The sequence below is a fragment of the Salipaludibacillus sp. CF4.18 genome, assembly GCF_051262595.1.
GTDB classification, from domain to species: Bacteria; Bacillota; Bacilli; order Bacillales; family Salisediminibacteriaceae; genus Salipaludibacillus; species Salipaludibacillus neizhouensis.
In genome coordinates this window covers 1-3,904 of record NZ_JBIMEV010000111.1, presented here as the reverse complement: position 1 = coordinate 3,904, position 3,904 = coordinate 1, and the positions used below count along the sequence as shown (strand labels likewise).

Here is a 3,904-nt window from a genome sequence, read left to right as displayed (position 1 = left end):
CATCCCTATCCAATACCCCTAGATACCAGTTAGATAAGATTTAGAATTAGATAAAATCTAAAACGCTAAATATAGATAAAAACAGGCAATTTTTATCTAACCATAGTAACTGTTTTGCAATTTGAAAACTATGGCTTATAGATAAATGAAATTTGGACAAAACAAAAAAGCCCACCACCGGTTAGGTGATGAGCAAGTTAGTTATTCTCTATAAAGTTTACCTTATTAAGTATAGACGACACATATATGAGTCTATTATTACAACCACCTGACTCTTCCTCAACAGCGTAAAATTATGGAACAACTAAATAAGCATCTTGTACTTTTTCTAAATACCCCAATATTCGTAACATGCCCATGCCGAAGGGTAATACCATTCTTTAGAATTTAATAGTTTCTTCTGAGCTTCTAACAATAATCTAGGGATTGATTGTTGCTCAGTTGTTAATAAATGCTCTAATAAATTTAAAGAAGGTCTAATATCAACATCCCACCTGCATAATATAGTATTACTTTTCTGCGAAACAATTTTCCCCCAAACACTATTGCCCGATTGAATACTTTCTGAGTAAGGTTGTCCACCTTTGCATGTAATAAAGAACAAAGTGTTTGAGTACAAGCTTATATCTTGTATATCATCCATAGTAAGATACTGCTTTTTGGGTCCTAAAACAAAATAGGCTCCATTATTATCTGTTACATCCGTTTCACTAACACCATGAGCAACGATTGTAAAAAGTCTATGCTCTATATTTTGAAGTGTATTTTTAATTAATAAATTTTCTTGACCAAAATCATAAACAATTTCTTCGAATAAGCTTTTATTTCCTCGTAACCATCTTTCAGCTATTGGGATTGCTTTATCACCTTTTCCACTGGAACCAATAGCAATTATATTTTTGTTTTTATCACCTCCATCCTTTTCACCGGGCCCCTTCAGCAAGTCACTAACAGACACTAAGTTATAAATCGCATCTAGAGAGTTAATTAACCATTTACCATCTTTACGAATTAATGAACTTGAAAAATAAGGTACAGACATATCAGGGCAAATATACAGATTAGTTATATTATCAATATTTTTTTCGGTAATAAGGGGATGAAATAAACAATTTGAAATCTCGTCAGATAAAGACTCAGCTTCATTAACATTATCTTTATCCTTACTTTTAGAAAGTAGGTCTCCTAAGTAATTTGAAGTTTTCTTTAATTTATCTGGGTCCAGAAAAGCATGACCAAATTCTTTATGTCCTTCAGTAATAAGAAGATATACCATGCCCATAGGCGTTAAGCAATATTGGTAATAGATTTCACCAACCCTCAATTGCTTTTGAATTCCATCAAGATCAGTACTTTCAATTACAGGCAAAGGTTTTAAGTATGGATGTTGCTCAAGAAGTTCTTCTTGTAACAATGAAAACCTATAAGTTTTTTTCTTATAATCATCACTTTCAATCTCAGAGTTTGTTCTCATTAATTCATCATATAATGAGATATAATTATTAAACTTTTCATCATCACCGTATATTTTCGAATTCTCATATAATCTCTGTTCTGCTATTGTCCTGGGGGCAATTTTTATTAAAAAATTAATTCCTTCTTTTTCACATTCATATTTAATTTGGTCAGAACTTTCTTTTGATTTATATAGAATGCATAGTGTTTCTACATAAGTCCTATATAATTCATTTGTTTGATCACTGATATAAGCTCTTTCCTCTTTATGAGATATATTACTTCTTTGTTTTTCAATATCTTCAACTGCTATTTTTAAAAGAGTACGATTTAATAATAATACATCTAACAAGTACTCATCTTCTTTGTTGTATAGTAGTATTTGACTCCACATTAGAATGATTTTCCATCTTATATCTACACGAGGCTTGAGTAATTCAGTTGCCATTTGAGACTTTTCCATTACTAACTTAAAAGCCTCATCTTGCTTCCCACTCTTGATACAAGCTGAAATGTAATTTGCAAAATGGATAGCCCATTCCGTTTCTTTGGGTTTACTATTTAATACAAACGGCTTTAATACTTCATAGACCTCTTCCCATCTTCCTTCAGAAATTAAACTTTGTATATTTTCAATTGGTGATTCCTGATTAGCAATATCTTTTACCTTTTTGTAAAATAAGTTAACTTTCTTTTTATCCTCTAAACTTAAAACATTATGATTGTTTATCCATAAATAAATTATATTTAAAGCCTTATCAATTATATAGTAATTTTTTAACTGAATTCCTTTCCTAACAGCTACTAAAACACATATTACTCCTTCAATAATTTTTCCCAATCTAAAATGCGAATCTCCCCAAGCAACAATACCTAATGCAAAAGAAAGATTTTTCACATCTTCATCTTCAACACGATTATAAAAATTTAATAGTGTTAAAGCTTGATTGTTTGCATCTTGGTAATATCCTGATAGAGAATACCAAGTGGCGGATTCGTATCTTATCCACAATTCATTAACTTTATTTTTTTCTAGTTGAGAAGCTATTATAGCGCCTTTAATTACCTCATCTAATTCTTTTTTAGGGCTGAAATTATGTTTTCTTTCTCTAAGCACTCTTATTGCATTTATAGAATTAACCTCATCTAATTCTTCTTCCGGATAAACATCTATACTCTCATTTAAGCCTTCAATATTTTCTTCATTCCATCTATCAATTTCTTTTTTTAGTTCTTTAGCTAAACTTTTATGCCAAACTTTATCACTTTGAGAATTATTAATGAAATTCGTTAATAATATATGACCGTTGTCCTGAAGAAAAAGATATTCTAATTCCTTTATAATTACCTCACTTCGAAGAGAAAGTAATTTTTCATTGTCTCTATCTTTTTTTAATGGTTTAAGCCTTAAAGCCTTTTCTACCTTACCTAAATCACTTAAAATTTCCAATTTACCCCTTACGACTTCATATGAATACTTAAATGTATGCTTAAGTTTAATTTCATCCATATTACTATAGTACATATATATACTGTCGTACATAAATTTCCACATTAAAGCACAACGATATAAAACTTCATTTTCAAGTTTAGGATAATCTATTGTAACAGCTTTAAGGTAAGCTTCTGCATCGTGACCTGATGTTGGAGGGTTGTCTTGAATTTCTGCTATTTTTGCTTCGATTTCAAAATGTTTATCCTGAGTAATAATATAGATCTGTCTAAATAACTTACCAGAATTTTCGAAGTCTTTAGTCTCATTATAAAAATTAGCACACTCTTGTAATATAAATGGATCCTTGACATTCATACTTAAAATTTCTTGTATCAATGATTTCCGCTTTTCATTAATTAAGAACCTTGAAGCAACAACAAGTGAACTTGTTAAACCATGCAACCACTTATCACTAACATATATTTCACTTAATATATTATAAGATTCTGTATAATGCTCCTTGTTATTTAATAAATCTCCGAACATCAAAATAAATGGTTTATCTAAATTATCATAATTATCTTTAAGAATATTTAATGCTTCTTCTTTATAACCATGTTTTACATAAGCGGCAAATTTTAATAGAACAATTCCCTTATATGATACTAAATGATTAACTTTTTCTATGTAGTTCATTGATTCATGGAGCTCCAAATTATTTAAGTCCTTTAAGAATTTACTGACATCTACAGATTGTGACTCACTTTTTTCCGGAATTAATACATTTATTTCTACTTCTTCATTTTCTTTAAATTCTTCAGACATACTCCTAGCTTTTCCAGGACTTGTTTCAAAGATAGACACTAGATTAGATAATTCATTTTTCATTAGTCTATTTAATTCAATAATTTGTTTAATTCCTTCATCTAAATTTAGCTGTTCAGGTGAAAACAACCTAATTTTTAAGTCCCCATAATCACTCTGGATATGAGGAGAACTATCAACAAATCTACA

The 3,904-nt window shown here is 29.6% G+C and carries 1 protein-coding gene; it reads right to left on the bottom strand.

All coding sequences use genetic code 11. The annotated features are described in order from the left end of the window. Positions 1 to 328 precede the first annotated feature (328 nt). Entirely contained in the window at positions 329 to 3,844 is a 3,516-nt protein-coding gene (locus ACHABW_RS25385) for a hypothetical protein (protein WP_435759795.1), read from the bottom strand. Between the last annotated feature and the right edge of the window lie 60 nt (positions 3,845 to 3,904).